The 18391-nt window shown below is 65.2% G+C and carries 16 protein-coding genes; 8 read left to right on the plus strand and 8 right to left on the minus strand.

All coding sequences use genetic code 11. The features are described 5' to 3' along the window. Positions 1-17: 17 nt before the first annotated feature. A complete protein-coding gene (locus KRR38_RS29285) occupies positions 18-1247 on the minus strand; it encodes a putative DNA modification/repair radical SAM protein (RefSeq protein WP_375293444.1) in 1230 nt (409 codons plus the stop codon). Positions 1248-1432: 185 nt separating this feature from the next. Here KRR38_RS29285 and KRR38_RS29290 point away from each other — a divergent pair, with 185 nt between their 5' ends. Next, positions 1433-2425: a DNA topoisomerase IB gene (locus tag KRR38_RS29290; protein WP_217406915.1), complete on the plus strand. Its 993-nt coding sequence runs from the start codon at positions 1433-1435 to the stop codon at positions 2423-2425. Here KRR38_RS29290 and KRR38_RS29295 read toward each other — a convergent pair. After that, entirely contained in the window at positions 2422-2781 is a 360-nt protein-coding gene (locus tag KRR38_RS29295) for a response regulator (RefSeq protein WP_217406916.1), read from the minus strand. The genes KRR38_RS29290 and KRR38_RS29295 overlap by 4 nt on opposite strands. 374 nt (positions 2782-3155) lie before the next feature. On the opposite strand from KRR38_RS29295, the gene KRR38_RS29300 reads away from it, so the two are divergent. Next, positions 3156-3869, plus strand: coding sequence for a Crp/Fnr family transcriptional regulator (locus tag KRR38_RS29300; RefSeq protein ID WP_217406917.1), 714 nt, complete (start codon positions 3156-3158; stop codon positions 3867-3869). Here KRR38_RS29300 and KRR38_RS29305 read toward each other — a convergent pair. The 4 genes from KRR38_RS29305 to KRR38_RS29320 are packed head-to-tail and all read right to left on the minus strand — an operon-like array spanning position 3866 to position 8020. Then, complete coding sequence (locus tag KRR38_RS29305; RefSeq protein ID WP_217406918.1) at positions 3866-5014, minus strand: alpha-hydroxy acid oxidase; 1149 nt, start codon at positions 5012-5014, stop codon at positions 3866-3868. The genes KRR38_RS29300 and KRR38_RS29305 overlap by 4 nt on opposite strands. Positions 5015-5040: 26 nt before the next feature. Beyond that, entirely contained in the window at positions 5041-5763 is a 723-nt protein-coding gene (locus KRR38_RS29310; protein ID WP_309141170.1) for a 4-carboxy-4-hydroxy-2-oxoadipate aldolase/oxaloacetate decarboxylase, read from the minus strand. Next, positions 5760-6713 (minus strand): hydroxyacid dehydrogenase, encoded by a 954-nt coding sequence (locus KRR38_RS29315; protein WP_217406919.1) that lies wholly within the window; start codon positions 6711-6713, stop codon positions 5760-5762. Before KRR38_RS29315 ends, KRR38_RS29310 begins: the two co-directional genes overlap by 4 nt. After that, positions 6710-8020 carry an NtaA/DmoA family FMN-dependent monooxygenase gene (locus KRR38_RS29320; protein ID WP_217406920.1) on the minus strand — a complete coding sequence of 437 codons (1311 nt, stop codon included), beginning with the start codon at positions 8018-8020 and terminating at the stop codon, positions 6710-6712. The genes KRR38_RS29315 and KRR38_RS29320 overlap by 4 nt, the downstream gene beginning before the upstream one ends. A gap of 183 nt (positions 8021-8203) precedes the next feature. Between KRR38_RS29320 and KRR38_RS29325 the strand changes: the two genes are divergently transcribed. Both KRR38_RS29325 and KRR38_RS29330 read left to right on the plus strand, forming a co-directional pair. After that, positions 8204-9112: an SMP-30/gluconolactonase/LRE family protein gene (locus tag KRR38_RS29325; RefSeq protein ID WP_217406921.1), complete on the plus strand. Its 909-nt coding sequence runs from the start codon at positions 8204-8206 to the stop codon at positions 9110-9112. 121 nt (positions 9113-9233) lie between these two features. Beyond that, a complete protein-coding gene (locus KRR38_RS29330; RefSeq protein ID WP_217406922.1) occupies positions 9234-11090 on the plus strand; it encodes an NAD(P)/FAD-dependent oxidoreductase in 1857 nt (618 codons plus the stop codon). A 153-nt stretch (positions 11091-11243) separates the two neighbouring features. Here KRR38_RS29330 and KRR38_RS29335 read toward each other — a convergent pair whose 3' ends face one another. Then, entirely contained in the window at positions 11244-11786 is a 543-nt protein-coding gene (locus KRR38_RS29335; RefSeq protein WP_217406923.1) for a TetR/AcrR family transcriptional regulator, read from the minus strand. Between the two features lie 337 nt (positions 11787-12123). Between KRR38_RS29335 and KRR38_RS29340 the strand changes: the two genes are divergently transcribed. The 3 genes from KRR38_RS29340 (at position 12124) to KRR38_RS29350 (ending at position 15015) form a co-directional block, all read left to right on the plus strand. Further along, entirely contained in the window at positions 12124-13572 is a 1449-nt protein-coding gene (locus KRR38_RS29340) for an aromatic ring-hydroxylating dioxygenase subunit alpha (RefSeq protein WP_309141171.1), read from the plus strand. Continuing rightward, a complete protein-coding gene (locus KRR38_RS29345) occupies positions 13569-14162 on the plus strand; it encodes a DNA-3-methyladenine glycosylase I (RefSeq protein WP_217406924.1) in 594 nt (197 codons plus the stop codon). Before KRR38_RS29340 ends, KRR38_RS29345 begins: the two co-directional genes overlap by 4 nt. A 61-nt stretch (positions 14163-14223) precedes the next feature. Continuing rightward, entirely contained in the window at positions 14224-15015 is a 792-nt protein-coding gene (locus KRR38_RS29350; RefSeq protein ID WP_217406925.1) for a TSUP family transporter, read from the plus strand. Here the strand turns inward: KRR38_RS29350 and KRR38_RS29355 are convergent. Beyond that, on the minus strand, positions 15012-15761 hold the full coding sequence (locus KRR38_RS29355; protein WP_217406926.1) for an SDR family oxidoreductase: 750 nt from the start codon (positions 15759-15761) through the stop codon (positions 15012-15014). The two genes, KRR38_RS29350 and KRR38_RS29355, sit on opposite strands and share 4 nt — an antisense overlap. Positions 15762-15979: 218 nt before the next feature. Between KRR38_RS29355 and KRR38_RS29360 the strand changes: the two genes are divergently transcribed. Next, the gene (locus tag KRR38_RS29360; protein ID WP_217406927.1) at positions 15980-18373 is read left to right on the plus strand and encodes a TonB-dependent receptor; all 2394 of its coding nucleotides are present in this window, start codon (positions 15980-15982) and stop codon (positions 18371-18373) included. Positions 18374-18391 lie beyond the last annotated feature (18 nt).

Raw genomic sequence — 18391 nt, forward strand, 5'->3', positions numbered from 1 at the left:
TTTGCCGAGTGAACGGCTCAGGCAGCGAAAAGTTCGAGCTGCTCGGCTGGCGGTGCGACGAGCGCGCGCAAGTCGTCGCGATCGACCAGCCGCGCGGGGCGCCAGTCGGCGGCGGAGATGAAGGGTCGAACCTTGGCGATCGACTGGGTCAGCCGGCCAACATCGTCGAGGCGAAGGCGCCGATGCCGGCGCGCCGAGAGGATCGCCGAGACGGCCTTGGTGCCGAGCCCGGGCACGCGCAGCAGGTGCTCCTTGTCGGCGCGGTTGACGTCGACCGGGAACGAACCGCGGAACTTGAGCGCCCAGGCGAGCTTGGGATCGATGTCGAGCGGCAGCATGCCTCCCTCCGTCGCCGCACCGACTTCGTCGGCCCGGAAGCCGTAGAACCGCATCAGCCAGTCGGACTGGTAGAGCCGATGCTCGCGCAGCAGCGGCGGTCGTTTCAGGGGGAGCACGGCGCTGGCGTCGGGGATAGGCGAGAAGGCCGAATAATAGACCCGCCGCATGGCATAGTCGCGGTAGAGTCCGGCGGCGCTGGCGATGATGTCGCTGTCGGTCGCGGCATCCGCGCCGACGATCATCTGGGTCGATTGCCCGGCCGGGGCATAACGCGGCGCCGACTTGAATCGCGTGCTCGCATCGTGCGCCTCGACGATCGACGACTGCATGCCCGCCATGGCCCTGGCGATACGCGTGGCCGACTTTTCGGGCGCCAGCCGCTCGAGCCCCGCGACGGTCGGCAATTCGATGTTGATCGAGACCCGGTCGGCATAGAGCCCCGCCGCCTCGACCAGTGTCGGATCGGCATCGGGGATCGTCTTGAGATGGATGTAGCCGAGAAACTTGTGCTCCTCGCGCAGCTTGCGCGCGACCTCGACCAACTGCTCCATCGTGTAGTCTGACGAGCGGATGATGCCCGACGAGAGGAACAGCCCCTCGATGTAATTGCGGCGGTAGAAGCCGAGCGTCAGCTCGACCACTTCGTCGACCGTGAACCGGGCGCGGCGCACGTTCGAGCTCTTGCGATTGATGCAGTAGTGGCAGTCGAACTGACAGACGTTGGTCAGCAGGATCTTGAGCAGCGAGATGCAGCGGCCGTCGGGCGCATAGGCGTGGCAGATGCCCATGCCCTCGGTCGAGCCGATCCCGCCGCCGCGCGAGTCGCGCTTGGCCGTGCCGGAGGAGGCGCAGGAGGCGTCGTACTTGGCCGCGTCGGCCAGGACTTCGAGCTTTTGTTTCAAAGACATCAGTGGCATTAGTTCTTGATATGTTCTATTCGAGGTTATGTCCACCCCAACCCGTCATCCCCGCGAAGGCGGGGACCTCAGGCGGTATGCGCGCAGCCTAGGGCTTTACCTGCTCCAGATCCCCGCCTTCGCGGGGACGACGAGAGGAGCCAAAACCAAAAGCCGTCTCAAGCGTTTCGTGCGCCATGCGGCTCCATTTTCTCGACGACGGCATGCCAGGGATCACACGCAGATTGCTGCGTGGGAAATGGGCCTATTTCTTGCCGGACGGCAGCCGTATTACCGACGCGGAGGAAGTGACGCGCCTCAACCGGATCGCGCTGCCGCCGGCCTACCGCGATGCCTGGTATGCGCCGCGCCCCGACGCCCATCTGCTGGCGATCGGCTACGATGCGCGGGGGCGCAAGCAATACCGCTATCACCCCGACTACCGGCAGGAGCGCGAGACCCGCAAGTTCGAGCTCTGCGCGCCGTTTGGCCGCGCTTTGCCCAGGCTGCGCGCGCGGGTGGCCGATGACCTCGCTTTGCGCAGCCTGACGCGCGAGCGGGCCATCGCTTCGGTCATCGCGCTGCTCGATACCGGCGCGATCCGCATCGGTAACGAGTTCTACGCGCGCGAGAACAAGAGCTTCGGGGCGACGACGCTGCGCAATCGCCATGCCAAGATCGAGGGCCGGCGGCTGCGGCTGCGCTTCCGCGGCAAGTCGGGCAAGCAGCAGGAAATCGACTGCAGCGATGCCGCGCTGGTCCGCTGCGTGCGGAAGATGCAGGACCTGCCCGGCCAGCGCCTGTTCCAGTATGTGGACCCTGACGGCGACGTGGTGCCGGTCGATTCGGCCGACGTGAACCTCTACCTGCGCGAGACGATGGGCGAGGAGTTCACCGCCCGCAATTTCCGCACTTGGGCCGCCTCGGCGCTGGCTTTCGGCCTGCTGGTGGAGAACCCGAACATTCCGCTCAAGACGATGCTCGAGGCGGTGTCCGAACGGCTCGGCAATACGCCGGCTATCGTGCGCAAGTCCTACATCCATCCCGCGGTCACCGCCGCAGCGAAGGGCGAGGCGCCGATCGCCGAACTGCCCGAAAGATTGCCGCGCCAGACGCCGTGGTTGAGCCGGGTCGAGCGCGGCCTGATCGATTTTCTGGAAACGCCTCGCGCGGTTGCCGCGCTGGGCTAGATCCCCAGCCCGGCGATGGCGGCGGCGATGTCGCTGCCGGTATAGGGCTTGCTGACTACGGGCACGCCGGTCAGTTCCTCGGTCATTTCGGGAAATTCATCGTAGCCGCTGGCGAAGATGAAAGGGGTGCCCTTGGCCTGGAGCGACGTCGCGATGTCCTCGCTGGTCTCGGTGCCCAGATCCATGTCGAGCAGTGCGAAAGTAATCGGGTTGTCCTCGATGATCTGCAGCGCGCTGCGTACCGAACTGCAGACGTGGCAGTCGGCATAGCCGAGGTCGCGGAGAATCTCCTCCGCCTCCATGGCAATGATCATGTTGTCTTCGACGACAAGCGCCGTCCGCGAATTCGCTGTCATTGTTCCGTACCCAATCCGGAGACCGTCTTATTCGCAATTGCAGCGGAAGTCAGCACGTCGTTTGACGAACACCCCTCGCCGGGCGGGCCGACACGTGCGGTCGATGGGACGAGCGCCTCCGCAGTCCCACGATCAGATCGAGCCCGCATTGCGGCACCCACTTTTTTCCAATGAAGTCCAGCAGTCGCGACCCATTGCGGCGATACGGAGCCTGCCGGCATGGCGCGCTCCGCCGTCGGCAGCGCGTCTTGTGTTCAGCTTAGCACATAACCTTCATTTGTCTGTCCACTTGTGACCATTCTCTGGAACTTTTCTATAGTTCCGTCGTTTGGCCTCAGTTCGGCGGTTTCGGCTTTGCGAGAAGAGGTTCGGGGATGCTTGAGGAAAGCAATCTATTGGGGGCGCTAAGGCAGAAGGAGCGGGCTCTGCTCAAGCCTTTCATGACCGAGTGCCATCTTGCCGCCGGGGAAACGATCTACGAGCCCGGACAGGTCGTCCGCTACGCCTATTTCCCTCGCAATTCCGCTCTAGCGGTGTTCCTCGTCATGATGGAAAATGGCGAGGTCGTGGAGACGACGATGGTCGGCCGCGAGGGCGCGCTCGGCGGCATCGTCAGCCAGGGCAGCGTTCCCTGCTATGCGCGGTCCTGCGTGATGCACGAGGGCGACTTCTACCGCATTTCCTCGGTCGACCTCGAGCAGGTCAAGGAACAGTCTCCGCAGATCCGCCACCTCTTCGCGCGCTATGCCGATTGCATGATGGCGCAGGTGTTCCAGTCGGTCGCCTGCAACGCCAGCCACACGATCGAGCAGCGCGCCGCCAAGTGGCTCTGCGCCGCGCTCGACCGCACGGGCAAGGACGAGATCGCGATGACACAGGAGCAGCTTGCCTCAATGATGGGCATCGGCCGTTCCTACGCCAGCCGCGTCGTCCAGCGCTTCAAGGGCGATGGCATCATCCAGACGCGCCGCGGTGGGCTCAAGGTGCTCAATCCCGAAGGCCTGCGCTCGCGCGCCTGTGGATGCAACGAACTGGTGAAGCAGCATTTCGAAACGGTGCTGAAGGGCGTCTATCCGAACGGGGATTAAAGCCCCGGCACGGTCCCCGCGCGCAGATAGCTGCGGTCGAGTTCGACGAGCGAGCGCACCCCGATCATCGCCATCGAGGTGCTGATCTCTTCCTTGAGGATATCGATCGCTCGCGCCGCGCCCGGCTGGCCGCCGGCGCCGGCACCGTAGAGCGTCGCGCGGCCGATCATCACCGCGTGGGCGCCGATCGCCATGGCCTTGAGCACGTCGCTGCCGCGGCGAATGCCGCTGTCGAAGATCACCGTCATCTTGTCCGCCACCGCATCGACGATCTCGGCCAGGACTTCGATCGAGGCCGGCGCCGCGTCGAAAGTGCGGCCGCCGTGGTTCGAGACGACGACGCCGTCGACTCCGTTATCGGCCGCGGCGATCACGTCCTCGCGGTTGAGCATGCCCTTGAGCAGCAGCTTGCCGGGGAAGCGGCGCTTCAGTTCCCTGACGTCGTCCCAGGTCACCGAAGGCGAATTGGTCACGCGGCCGGTCTTGGCCACTTCCGCGGGGTAGTTGGCGAAAGTCGGCAGCCCGCCGTTGAGCAGGTAGCGGCCGAGCACCGTGGTCATCCAGCCGGGCCGCTGCATGATCGACCAGGCGAGCAGCGGATTGGCCTTGATTGGATTGGCCATGCCGTTGCGCTTGTTGAACTCGCGGTTGGGCCAGATCGGCACGTCGACCGTGACGATCAGCGCCTCGGCGCCGAGCGCGGCGGCGCGATCGACCACCTGCCACGACAGGTCGCGGCGCTCCCACAGGTACATCTGCTGCCAGAAGCCGGTGCCGCCCGAGGTGATCCGCGCGATCGTATCGACGCTGGTCGTCGAACTGGTGGCGAGGCTGAACGGCAGGCCGGCTGCCGCCGCAGCGCCGGCGATGGCGCTTTCGCCGCGGAAGCAGGCGAGGTCGGCGATGCCCGTGGGGGCGATGATCAGGGGCGAGGGGCGCTTCTTGCCGAACAGCTCGATCGACATGTCGCGGGTGGTGACGTCGCGCAAGGTGCGCAGGTCGAACTTGATCCGGCGCAGCGCTTCGTTGTTCTCGCGGATGAGGATGTCGTCCTCGCTGCCGCGCTCGATGAATTCCCAGATCGCCTTGGGAATCCTGCGCTTGGCCTGATCGCGCAGGTCCCAGATATTGTACGCCGGCTTCACCCTGTCATTCCCCCGATCGATCGCGACTAGCCCTGGTCGTCTTGCCAGGTGCCTTCGATCTGCTCGATGCCGAGCGTCTCGATCGTATTGCGGATGCCGAGGATGTCGAGCGGCAGTTCGCCTGCGGCGATGCGCGCGCGGATCTTGACCTCGTTGGCGGCACGAGCTTCGGCTCCGGCGATCGTCTGCGCCAGCAGCGCCTGCGGGATCACCACGACACCGTCGGCATCGGCGGCGATGATATCACCCGGCTCGACCAGCACGCCGTCGGCGACGATCGGCACGTTGACCGCGGCGGGGCCGCGCTTCTCGGGCTGTTCGACCGAGACGTGGGTCGACCAGACGGGAAAGCCGAGCGCGCGTATCGCATCGGTATCGCGGCAGGAGCCGTGGACGACCGCGCCGGCGACCCCCTTCTTGACCGCGAAGCCGCAGGCGACGTCGCCCCAGAGCGCACCCTGGTGGCCGCCGCCGTTGGTGAAGACGAGCACGTCACCGGCCTGCGCGGTGTCGAGCGCGCAATGGATCGCCAGGTTGTCGCCGGGGAAGTTCCAGGCGGTGATCGCCGGCCCGCAGAGCTTCTGGCCGGGCGCGATCGGGTTCATGTTCGGGCTCATCAGGCTCATCCGCCCGGCGACGAGGCCGAGCGCGCCGTGGAGATCGGCCACGCCGAATTCGGCAGCCCGCGCGAGCAGCGCCGGGTCGGGCCGGGGGATATTGCGGTAGATGACGGACTTTACGGGCTTCACGACAAGGCCTCCGGGTTGAGCAGCGTCGCGGGGCGCTCGCCGCTCAGGATGGTTTCGACGACTTGGGCACAGTGCAGCGCCATATGCTTCATGCTCGCCTCGGTCACCCCCGCGACATGCGGGCCGAGCACGACATTGCCCAGCGCGAACAGCGGGTGATCGGCCGGCGGCGGTTCGGCTTCGAACACGTCGATGCCCGCGCCGCCGATCGTGCCCGCCTTCAGTGCTTCGGCCAGTGCCCTCTCATCGATGATGCCGCCGCGGCTGGTGTTCACGATCACCGCGCCGGGTTTCATCTGCGCCAGTTCGGCCGCGCCGATCAGGTTCCGCGTGCCGTCGGTCAGCGGTACGTGGATCGAGATCACGTCGGCCCAGGCGAGTAGTTCGGGCAGGTCCATTGGCCTTGCACCGGCGATCTCGACCTCGGCCGTGGGGAGCATCGGGTCATAGGCGCCGATCTCGGCGCCGAAGCCGGCCCCACAGATCTTGGCGGTGAAACGCGCGATCCGGCCGAAGCCGATCAGGCCGACGCGGGCCTCGGTCAGATCGCCGAGCCGCGTCTTCCAGCGCTCGTCCCAGCGGTTTTCGCGCACCACGGCGTCCATCTCGCGCACGCGGCGCAGCACGGCGAGCATCAGCGTTACCGCGCCTTCGGCCACGGCGGTCGAATTGTTGCCGCCGGGCGTGTTGCAGACCAGCACGCCGCGGCTCGTCGCGAAGGGGATCGGGATGTTGTCGACCCCGGCGCCGTGCTTCACGATTGCCTTGAGCTTCGGCATCCGCGCGATCAGCGCCTCCGGCAGTTCGGTCGTGCGGATGACGATGAAGGTCGTATCCTCGATCCGCGGATCGGACGTGCCTTGCTCGGGTGTTATGACGTCATGCACCGCCGCGATCTTCTCGGCGCCGGCCGGGTGGATCGGGTCGAGAATGTAGACGGTCTCGGTCATGCCAGCTCCACGTTCTCGCGCAGCGTCGTGCCGAGATATTCGGTCGGATAGACGCCGCGCTTCTGCAGGATCGGCACGACTTCGTTGACGAAGTCGTCGACCGAGACGGGCATGATGTTGGGCGTGACGTTGAAGCCGTGGCAGCCGGTCTCGCGCCAGATCGTCTCCATCTGGTCGGCGACCTGCTCGGGCGAGCCGACGATCTGCGGCATGCCCACGGCGAGGCCCCAGCGGATGGCGACGTCGCGCAAGGTCAGCGGCTTCTCGCCGACGATGTTCGAGAACGCCTTCATCAGGCCCTGCGAACCCTGCGTCTGCATCTCGGCGAGCGGCTGGTCTAGCTCCATGCCGGCGAAATCGACCCCCATCGTGCCCGAAAGCCGGCTGATCGCCGCTTCGAGCGGGATGCGCTCGACGATGTCGTTGAGCTTCTTCTTCGCCTCTTCCTCGGTGCCGGCGATGATCGGCTGGATGCCGAAAGTCACGCCCGGTGCCGGGCTGCGATCGTACTGCGCGGCGGAGGCGGCGAAATCGGTCATGAACTTCTTCATGCCCGCGACATTGGGCTGGATCGCGAAGACGACGTCGGCGTGCTTCATCGCGAACTGCTGGCCGCGGCCCGAGCTACCGGCCTGGAACAGCACCGGCCGGCCTTGCGGCGAGGGCAGGGCAGGGGCGACGGTGTTGCAGCGGAAGTATTTGCCCTCGTGCGCGACTTTGCCGACCTTGCTCGGATCGGCGAAAATGCCGCTGGCCTTGTCGGCGATCACCGCGCCTTCGCCGACGCTGTTCCACAGCGCGTAGCAGATCTCCATGTACTCTTCGGCGCGGTCATAGCGCTCGTCGTGCGGCAGCTCGGTCAGGCCGTAGGCGCGGTGCTCGCCGCGCAGGTGGCCGGTGACGATGTTCCAGCCGACGCGCCCGCCGCTCATGTAGTCGAGCGTCGAAAGCTGGCGGACCACCGAATAGGGATGATGCGGTCCGGTCGAGACCGTGGCGGCGAGCCCGAGGCGTGTCGTCGCGCCGGCAATCGCGCCGAGTAAGGTCACGGGGTCCATCGTCGGCCAGCAGACGCCGTAGCGGATCGCGTCGTCCATCCGGTCCATGTAGCGGTCGAACACGCCCGGCGTGTCGGCGAAGAAGATCGCGTCGAACAGCCCGCGCTCGAGCGTCTTGGCCATGTCGATCCACAGGCCGAGGTTGCCCAGCGCCTTCAGCCGGTTGTCCTCGGGCGCCGCCCAGGACAGCACGGTATGGTTGATCGGGGAATTGATCTGGAAACTGACCAGATGAATGTACTTGCCCATGGCCTGTCCTCTGCGCCGCTCGCCCAAACGTATCCGATCTTGGTCGGACTGTCCGGGTTACGTGAAAGCTCTTTCGTCGTCGGTCAACTCATAATAGGGGCCGGAATCGACAAGGCCGGCCCGGATGTCGCATAGCGTGCAGCGCGGCCCGATGCACCCCTTTTGTTTCGAGGAGAGCGTAAAATGTATCCGATCCCACCGAGTGTCGAAGCGGAAGTCTTCGCCGTCATCCCCGAATCGATCGGCTACGGCGACCGCAAATCGGACTGGGCATCGGTGCAGGTGCACGGCAATCCGACGCCGACTTTCCTCGAAGGACCGTGCTTCGATGCGCAGGGCACGCTCTGGGTGACGGATATTCCCTGGGGCCGGGTGCTGAAGATCACCGCCGCCGGCGATGTCTCGGTGGGCGCCGAATACGACGGCTATCCCAACGGCCTCAAATTCCTGGCCGACGGCACCGCGCTGATCGCCGACCTCAAGAACGGCATCATGAAGTTCGATCCGGCCAACGGCACGGTCGAGCCGCATATCACCCGCCGCCTGCTGGAGCCGTTCCGCGGCTGCAACGACCTGTGCATCGCGAAAAACGGCGACGTCTATTTCACCGACCAGGCGCAATCGAGCCTCGCCGATGCCTACGGCAAGGTCTATTGCCTGCGCGCCGACACCGGCCGCCTCGAAGTCGTGCTCGCCAATATCCCGAGCCCCAACGGCCTCGTGCTGAACAAGGCCGAAAATGCGCTCTACCTCGCGGTCACGCGCGCCAATCAGATCTGGAAGATCAACTTCAACGCCGACGGCAGCACCGGCAAGGTCGGCATCTTCATCCAGCTTTCGGGCGGACACGGCCCCGACGGCATCACCATCGACGAGGATGACGGCCTCGCGGTCTGCCACGTCGGCATGGGCTCGGTCTGGGTGTTCGACGCTTATGGTGAGCCGACCTTGCGGATCAGGTCGCCCAAGGGCCGCATGACCACGAACCTCGCTTATGGTGGGCCGGACAACCGGACGATCTATTTCACCGAGTCCGCGACCGGCACCGTGCTCAAGGCTGAGGTGCCGGTACCAGGGCGCAAGCTGCTCTAACTGACGGAAGCTAGGCGCGTGCCGGGCATTTCCCGATGCGCTCTCGCTTGGATACATTTATAATAGACAACATTGTTGATTATAAGATAGATCGCTCTCTGCGAATCACTGGGAGTGAGTCATGACCTGTCAACCGACCAACGTTCCTGCTGCCGACACCCTCGACATCGCCGCGCTGCGCGAAAAGTATGCGGCCGAGCGGGACAAGCGTCTCAACACGCGCGGGCAGGAGCAGTACGTTCCCGCTTCCGGCGGCGTCTCGGGCGAGATGAACGAGGTCTATGCGATAGATCCGCACAACCCCGTCGCACCGCGCGATCCGATTTCGGAGGACCTCGACGTTCTGATCCTCGGCGGCGGCTTTGGCGGGCTGCTCGCGGCCTATCACCTGACCCGGGCGGGGGTGACCGACTTCCGCAACATCGACCACGCCGGCGATTTCGGCGGGGTCTGGTACTGGAACCGCTACCCGGGCATCCAGTGCGACAACGACGCCTACTGCTACCTGCCGCTGCTCGAGGAAACGGGTTTCCTGCCCTCGAAGAAGTTCGCCGACGGCGCCGAGATCTACGGCTATTGCAAGCGCATCGCCGAGACTTTCGGTTTCGCCGACAAAGGCGTGTTCCACACGCTGATCACCTCGCTGCAATGGGACGATCGGATCGGCCGCTGGCGCGTCGGCACCAACCGCGGCGACGAGTTCCGCCCGCGCTTCGTGATCATGGCCTGCGGCGTGCTCAACATGCCCAAGCTGCCGGGGATCCCGGGCATCGACGGGTTCAAGGGCAAGATGTTCCACACGGCGCGCTGGGACTACGGCTACACCGGCGGCAGCCACACCGTGCCCGAGCTCGAAAAGCTGCGCGACAAGCGCGTCGCCATCCTCGGCACGGGCGCGACCGCGATCCAGGCGGTGCCTTACCTCGCGAAATACGCGAAGGAGCTCTACGTCATCCAGCGCACGCCCTCGAACGTCGACGAGCGGCCCAATCCGCCGACCGATCCGGTCTGGGCGCAGTCGCTCGAGCCCGGGTGGCAGCACGAGCGGCAAGACAATTTCCACCGCGCCGCGATGGAGTTCTTCCAGCCCGGTGAGCAGGACCTGATCTGCGACATCTGGACCGAGATCGCGCGCAACCTCGCCACGGAACTGGAAGCCGAAGGCTGGCCCGAATTGCCTCCCGAGGAATTCATGGCCCGCCGCGACGCGATGGACTTCCAGGTGATGGAGCGCATGCGTCAGCGCGTGGAATCGATCGTCGAGGACAAGAAGACGGCCGAAGCGCTCAAGCCCTGGTTCCGCTTCCTCTGCAAGCGGCCGCTGTCGAACAACGAATATTACCCGGCGTTCAACCAGCCCAACGTCCACCTCGTTGACGTCTCGGCGACGCAGGGGCTGGAAGCGATGACCGCGAAGGGCTTCGTCCACGAGGGCCGCGAGATCGAGGTCGATTGCATGATCTTCGCCTCGGGCTTCGAGGTGACCTCTGATCTCGAACGCCGCTGGGGCATCTCGGTGGTCGAGGGCCGGGAAGGGCGCTCGCTCTACGACCACTGGCGCGAGGGGCCGGTCACGCTCCACGGCACGATGACCCACGGTTTCCCCAACCAGTTCTTCGTCGGCTATATCCAGGGCGGCATCAATGCCTCGGTCACCGAGCAGTTCGGCCGCCAGGGCCAGCACATCGCCCACATCATCGGCGAGGCGCTCAAGCGCGGCGCCGCAGTGGTCGAAACCAGCCAGGACGCGCAGAACGCCTATGTTGCACGCTTCGAGGAGATCGAGCCCGATAGCTCGGCCTTCGCCCGCGAATGCACGCCGTCCTATTTCAACAACGAGGGAGAGGAGAAGCCCAAGTGGGCGCTGTTCCGCCCCTGGGGCCATGGCTGGCACGACTTCCAGGCGATGTTGGGCGCCTGGCGCGAAGCGGGCGATCTGGCGGGGCTGATGGTGAAGGGTCCGGCGTTGGTGGAGTAGCGATCGAAACAAAAAGCCGTCGCCCCTGCGGAGGCAGGTGCCCATCTGGCCTGGCGTTCAAACGAGAAGCGTGCGGTCGGGCGAGAGTTCGGTTGGGCCCCTGCCTGCGCAGGGGCGACGGTGATTTTGATCGAACGCTAAGTCGACCGACCGTCAATCCACCGCCAGCAGCCGATGCACCGCGAGCCGGAAGGCCGCAAGCAGACGCTCCGGATCGGCATCGGGATCGGCGGTGATGCGCGTCGTCATGCCGTGCGACAGCATCACGATGGCCTCCAGGCGATCGTCGATCTCGTCCGCCGGGATCGGCCCCGAAAGCGGCAGCAGGCTGCGCCGCATGATCTCGCGAAAATGCCGGTCGATCCGCTGGACGACCTGCGCGACTTGAGGATTGCGTCCGGCCTCCGAGGTGATTTCGGTTGTCAGCGGCGCGCGCAGCGGATCGATCCACCAGGCGAACTGCGCGATCCAGGCGTCGATGAGCGATCCGGTGGTCCGCGCATCTTCCTCGGCCGCTACCAGCAGCGCCTCGAAGCCCGAAAAGCGCCGCTCGCACAGGGCGATGATCACGGCGTCCTTGTTCTCGAAATACTGGTAGATGTGTCCGACGCTCATCTCCGCCGCTGCGGCGATCCGCGCCATGCTCGCGCCGTGGAAGCCCTCGGCACGGAAGCACTGCTCGGCCGCGTCGAGCACCTGGTCGCGGCGAAGCTCGGTCCTCTGCTGGCGTCGGGCGAGGGCTTCGGCAGTGTGCGCCATTCTCTTCGGGCATTCCTCTGAAGGGGCCGATGATCGGCCCGCCTGTTTATCCGAACGGCACCCTGCGCCAAGCAGAAAGCCGACCATAGCAAAAAAAGAATGATCATTCATTCTTTTTAGCCTACACGGAGTCGCGATCGTATATCATCGTTCGCGCTGGGGCCGCTGGCCGGTTCCATCCGCCGCCGATCTACGATACTGAAACAGGCAATTGGCGTTACGGCACGCGAGGCTCCGAAGTCCCGCGGCTAGGCTGGGAAGTGGAGAGAAAACCGTGAACGAGCTGTCTAAGATCACCTCGGACAATATTGGCGCCGATACCATGGATGCCGAGCTGATGGTCACCTATCCGACCGAGGCTTTCCTCTCGAAGGAATATCTCGAAGCGGAGAAGAAGCTGCTCTGGCCCAAGATCTGGCAGATGGTCGAGCGCGAGGCGGATCTCCCGAACCCCGGTGACTGGATGACCTATAACGTCGCCGAGGAATCGGTCATTATCCTGCGCAAGGGCGACGGCTCGCTGAAGGCCTTCCACAACGTCTGTCCGCACCGCGGCCGCCAACTGATCGACGTGCCCGACATGCTGCCGAACCCCCACAGCACGAAGAAGGGCTACGTCCACGACGTCCGCGGCAACCAGCGCAAGAACTTCATCTGCGGCTTCCACGGCTGGACCTACGATCTCGACGGCGCCAACACCTACATCCTCGACAAGCAGGACTGGGGCGAGGGCGGCCTGACCAAGGAAATGACCTGCCTGTCCGAGGTCAAGGTCGATACCTGGGGCGGCTACATCTACATCAACATGGATCCCGAGAGCATGTCGCTCAAGGAATGGATGGGCCGTGCGGGCGAGATCCTCGATCATTTCGATATCGCCGGGCTGAGCTACAAGTGGCGCCAGTGGGCGATCTATCCGTGCAACTGGAAGACCGCGATCGAGGCCTTCCTCGAACCCTACCACGTTGCCGGCACGCACACGCAGCTGCTCGCCTATGGCGACTACTACGCGCTGTCGAGGCAGTATGGCCTGCACTCGGTATCGAGCTATGACACGCGCGACGCCAAGTTCCAGATGAGCGAGAGCGCCGGCACCACCCGCGCCGGCAAGGGCGACGATCCGCGAGTCTCGACCTACGAACTGATCCGCGAGAACTATGAGACGGTGAACTTCTCGGCCTCGACCGAAACCTTGGTCAATGCCGCCAGCCGGCTCAAGGACGAGCTGCCCGAGACCGCGACCGCGCAGGAATGCATCGCCCACTGGATCAAGTCGGCCAAGGCCGACGACGCCGCGCGCGGGGTGATCTGGCCCGAGGTCCCGCCCGAGATCAAGCAGGAGGGCGGCCTCGCCTGGGGGCTCTGGCCGAACCAGAACATTCTCCACGGCGAGACTTTCGCGCTCTGCTACCGCGTGCGTCCTTATGGCGACGATCCCAACCAGTGCATCTTCGAGAGCTATGCGCTCGAACGCTTTCCCGAAGGCGAGGCGCCTGTGACCGAATGGGTCTATGCCGAAGCCACCGGCGAGAACTGGGGCTCGGTCCTGGCGCAGGACTTCTCGAACATGGAATTCGTCCAGAAGGGCATGAAGTCGAGCGGCTTCCGCGGCCCGCTGCCCAATCCGCACCAGGAGCAGAAGGTGATCAATCTCCACCGCAACCTGGCCGACTGGATGGAAGGCCGCGGCGCGGTCACGCCGGTCCACAAGAACAAGGCGTGAGCGATACGGTCGACGGCCCGGACGGGCGGCCTCGCTGCCGCTGGGCCGTCTCCACGCCCGAATACCTCGCCTACCACGACAGCGAATGGGGCTTCCCCGTCGCCGACGACCGCCGCCTGTTCGAGAAGCTGTGCCTCGAAGGCTTCCAGTCGGGCCTGTCGTGGCGGACTATCCTGGCCAAGCGCGAGAATTTTCGCAGTGCTTTTGCGGACTTCGACTACGACAAGGTCGCGAAGTTCGGCGAGGCTGATGTAGCGCGGCTGCTCCAGGATGCGGGCATCGTCCGGCACCGCGGCAAGATCGAGGCCGTGATCAACAATGCCCGGCGGATGCAGGAACTGGTCGAGAAGGAAGGCTCGCTCGCGGCCTACGTCTGGCGCTTCGAGCCGTCCTCGTCCGAGCATGGTGCCGCGACATCGCCGGCCTCGGTCGCGATGTCGAAGGACCTCAAGAAGCGCGGCTGGGCTTTCGTCGGGCCGACCACGGTCCACGCCTTCATGCAGGCGATGGGCCTGATCAACGACCATGCCTCGGGCTGCGTGATCCACGATCGGGCCGCGGCGGTGCGGGGCGCCTTCACCGCGCCCTGAATCCACAACAATTGCAGCCGTTGCATGCGGCAGTGCAGCAAAGGGCTGCTAGGTCGGTTCGATGCACCTCGGGCCCGACATCATCGCGCTGCTCATGGCCGCCGCCTTCATGGCGGGGACGATCGACGCGATTGCGGGCGGCGGCGGCTTGATTTCGATACCGGCGCTGCTCGCGGCGGGGCTGCCACCCGTCGCAGCAATCGCCACGAACAAGTTGCAAAGCACTTTCGGCACCGGCGGGGCCGTGCTGGCCTATGCCCTCAAGGGGCATATAGACTTCAGGCGCTTCGCTTGGCCGGCCCTGGCTTCCTTTGCGGGATCGGCTATGGGCGCCTTCATCCTGACCCTGGTCGATCCGCACTTCCTCTCGGGCCTCCTGCCCGTCCTGCTGCTCGCCATGGTGATCTACTTCGTCACCGCGCCGAAGATGACCGACGAGGACAGGCATAGCCGTGGCGGTCCCGTGCTGCTGCTCGCCGTGGCGATGATCATCGGCTGCTACGACGGCTTCTTTGGACCCGGCACCGGCTCGTTCTTCACCACCGCGCTCGTCGCGCTTTTCGGGCTCGGCCTCATCCGCGCGGTCGCCCACACCAAGCTGCTCAACTTCGCCAGCAATGTCGCCGGGCTCGCCGTGCTCGTCGCGGGTGGGCATGTGCTCTGGGTCGTGGGTCTGGCGATGGCGCTGGCGAACTTCGCCGGCGGACAGCTCGGCGCCCATGTCGCGATCCGGTTCGGCGCCAACGTCGCCCGGCCGCTGCTGATCGTCGTCAGCCTGGCGCTGACGGCGAAGCTGCTCTGGGATCCGGCCAATCCGCTGACGGCAGCGGTGCTCCGCGCGCTGGGGGCCTAGCCCTTCCGCGCTTCCAGCATCAGCTCGGTCACGTCGACGTCGCCGGGCAGGTCGATCAGCCAGGGCAGCAATTCCGCCACCGAGGCGAACTGGCTGACTGCGCCCTCGCGATTGCCCACGCCGCGCTTGGCGCGTTCCTCTTGGAAGCGGCGCGCGGTCTCGGGCGAGATCGTCCAGTTCATGCCCTCTTCCATCATCCCGGCGGCGCGGATCATCGTGACGCGGATGCCGCGTTCGGCCACTTCCTCGCGCAGCGTCTTGGTGAAGCGTTCGAGCCCGGCCTTGCTGGTCTGGTAGAGCGCCAGCATCACCGCTGGCGCCACGACCGTGCGCGTCGAGATGTTGACGATGTGACCGCCCTTTTCCATCTGCGCCATGGCGGCCTGGCTGCAGCGGATCGTGCCGGCGAGATTGGTGTCGAGCGTCTCCGCGATCTTCGCCTCGGTGGCGTCCTCGATCATCAGCGGCTCGTAGACCGCGGCGTTGTTGATCATCACGTCGATCCGCGGCTCGCGCGCCGCGATCGCGGCGAAGGCCGCCTCGACGCTGGCCGCATCGCCGACGTCGCAGGACGCCGCCCAGGCGCCTCCACTCTTTTCATTGGTGCCTATTTCCTGCGCGACCGCCTCGACCTTCGCCAGCGTGCGGCCGAGCAGCACCAGCCGATGCCCGTCCTGCGCCAGTCGGCGCGCCATCGCGCGGCCGAGGCCGGTGCCCGCGCCGGTGATCACAATCGTCTTGCTCATATCCTCTCCCGTGGATTCGCTGTGGCAAGATAGCATCCACTATCGGAAAAGGAATTCGATTGCGGGGACAGGCAAAGCAAGACTCTGGCGCAGGCGCGGCGATATCGTTAAACAGAGGAAATAGACCAAAGGCGTACCAAAAAAAACAGGGCCTGCGGGCGGGCGGATAATTCGAACACGGCGACCGGCAAGACCGGCGCATGGTAGGGGAGGAAGCAATGAGGAACTCGACAAAGGCCGGACTCTATCTGGCATCTGCGATCGTGGCTGTGCTGTCGGCACCAGCCTTCGCGCAGGACACGGCAACCGTGGACAACAAGGGCGTCAACGAGATCATCGTCACCGCGCAGCGCAAGGGCGAAAGCCTGCTCGACGTGCCGCTGTCGATCCAGGCGACCACCGGCGACCAGCTGGCTTCGGCCGGCATCAAGCAGATGAGCGATCTGCAGCTCACCACGCCGGGCTTCGCCACGTCCAACGCCTCGGGCTACAACCAGATGTTCATCCGCGGCATCGGCAACTCGATCTTCGTCGGTGCCGACCCGAGCGTCGCTACGTTCATCGACGAAGTGCCGCGCGTGTTCGGCTCGATGGTCAACAATTTCGTCGACGTCGAACGCGTCGAAGTGATCAAGGGCGCGCCAGGCGCGCTCTACGGCCGCAATGCGACCGGCGGCGCGGTGAACATCATCACGCGCCAGCCCGATACCGACGCGGTCCACGCCACGTTCCGCGCCAGCTATGGCGAGAAGAACACCTTCCAGGCCTCGGGCTATGTGAACCTGCCGCTTTCGGATCAGTTGGCCATCTCGCTGACCGGCGACCGGCGCAGCCACGACGGCTACATCAAGAACATCACGCCCAATGCCGGGCCGATCTACACGGCCGCGATGTTCCCGCCCAATCCGGCGCTCGGCGGCGCCTCGGGAATCGTCGGTTTCGGTGCAGGCGGCGCCCCCATCCTCGGCACCGGGGCGCAAATGGCAGCCCTGGTGAATTCGGGCCTCTCGGCGAAGGACAGCTACAGCACCGAAGATTTCTGGGCCGTGGGCGGCAAGATTCTGTTCCGTCCGAGCGACAGCTTCAAGATCACCATCGCCGGCGACTACAGCAAGAAGGACGACGACAACGGCAACGGCCTCTACAACCTGACGCCGCAATACGCGGTCGCAGTGGCATCGGCCTTGTTCAACGCGAATGCCGGCGCCAATACCACGCCGGCCGGCCTGGCGCCGATCGGCAATCCCCTGGCTACGGCGAAGTTCACCACGGCGCAGCGCGGTGAGGGCTACGTCAAGCTCAAGGACTACGGCGTCTCGGGGACCGCAGTGCTCAACCTCGGCAGTGTCGATATCACGTCGATCACCGCCTACCGCGAGAACCACAGTCGCTTCCTGACCGAGCTCGGCTTCCTGCCGTTCAACTTCCTCGCGGCGAAGGTCGATATCGACAAGTCGACCTTCTACCAGGAACTGCGCGCGGCCTCGACCGGTGACGGCCCGCTGCACTGGATCGTCGGCGGCTCCTACCTGCAGGCGAAGTTCGACGGCGGCCTGGCGACGACGATCTTCAAGGGCATCCCCTATCTCGCCAACCTGCCGTCGGGCAGCGGCAAGTACACGGTGACCAACTGGTCGGCCTATCTCCAGGCCGATTACGACATCACCGAGAAGCTGAACCTGATGCTCTCGGGCCGCTATATCAACGAGAAGAACGACGCGATCTCGTTCAACCCGATCGCCAATACGCAGGATCCGTTCCTGCTGAAGGAGCATCCGTTCCTGCCGGCCGCAACGCTCAAGTACAGCTTCGACGGCGGCGGCAACGTCTATGCCCGCTGGGCCCGCGGCTTCAAGTCGGGCGGCATCGTGCCGGTCGTGCCGACGAGCTTCTTCCCCGATCCGATAAACCAGGGCGGCGCTTTCCGCGGCGAGCATGTCGATACTTACGAGGTCGGCGCGCACGCTTCGCTGATGGACCGCAAGGTTCAGGTCAGTGCGGCGGTATTCTACAACGACTACAAGGACGTCCAGGTGGCGGCGCACGTTTCGCCGACCTTCCCGCTGGCGGCGCTGGTCTCGATCTCGGTGGTCAATGCCGGCAGCGCCCGGACCTATGGCGCCGAGGCGAGCGTGACCGCGCGCGTGGCCGAGCCGCTGACACTCAACGCCTCGGTCGGCTACCTCAATGCCAAGTACAAGACCTTCCGCATCGCGCCGGGCAATCCGGTGATCGCGCCGTTCGATCTCAGCAACACGCGGATGATCAACTCGCCCGAATGGCAGCTGTCGTTCGGCGCCGATCTCGACCAGCCGATCAACGACAGCTTCAAGGTCGTCGGCAACGTGCTGGCGTCCTATACCGACGCGATCATCTGGCAGCAGTCGGGCCTACCCGGCGTGCTGCCCGACTCGGTCGGGCCGAGCTACTGGCTGGTCAACGCCCGCTTCGGCGTCCGTACTGCGGATGACAGGTACGAGTTGGCGGTCTATGCCAAGAACCTGTTCAACTCGGCCTATACGACCTTCGGCAACTCGAGCTCGACCTATGGCAACATCCTCGCCTGGGGCGATCCGCGGATCGTCGGCGTCGAGGGTACGGTGAAGTTCTGAAGCAGCCTCCCCCTCCTC

Source organism: Novosphingobium sp. G106, from assembly GCF_019075875.1.
Lineage (GTDB): Bacteria > Pseudomonadota > Alphaproteobacteria > Sphingomonadales > Sphingomonadaceae > Novosphingobium.